A 540-nucleotide genomic window follows, 5' to 3' on the forward strand; every position below is an offset into this window, starting at 1 on the left:
CATTTCAGTGTGGTGGTTTCAAAGGTGTCGGACAGGCTCATTTGTAACTCCGAATTTTCATGCGCAGCCCAGTGCCGCCGTGTTTAGCCATCTCTGCATCACTATTAACAGATTGTATGGCCTGTGCATATAGACTGCCCCACATGGCAATCCGCTCGTCCTCACGCAACCAAGGGGCGGTCTGCATCAGGGTTCCATAGAGGTAGGCGTCTGGCGCTTCCTCCAACAGCCAGTTTGACTGATTGCTGGCCGACAGCGCAGGGATGTCTGCGCGGTAAATCAGCTGTACGCTGTAGGTCTCAGACGGGGTCGGATACAGCTCGAGCGAGCCAGCCGAGATTGCGTAATATTGCGGCACGCCAACGAGGTCGTTGGTCGCCGTGCGCAGATCCAGCATCTCGCGCTGGCTGATCGGCTCGATCTCACGCGGGCCTTGCGGCAACACGACAGACAACCGGATCGGGCTGCGCCAGTCAGCTGGCAACGTCGAGTAGCGGGTGTCGATCGACCCCTCACTGCGCTTCTCGCCCTTCCAGTGCT

General features: G+C 58.5%; 1 protein-coding gene. It reads right to left on the bottom strand.

What is annotated here, in order from left to right:
• Window positions 1-37: 37 nt before the first annotated feature.
• Window positions 38-540, bottom strand: a 503-nt coding sequence (locus AC1QQ2_RS15045; RefSeq protein WP_479713756.1) for a phage adaptor protein, incomplete at its 5' end; no start/stop codon positions are given.

It is taken from the genome of Aestuarium sp. (assembly GCF_023253315.1).
Lineage (GTDB): Bacteria > Pseudomonadota > Alphaproteobacteria > Rhodobacterales > Rhodobacteraceae > Marivivens > Marivivens donghaensis.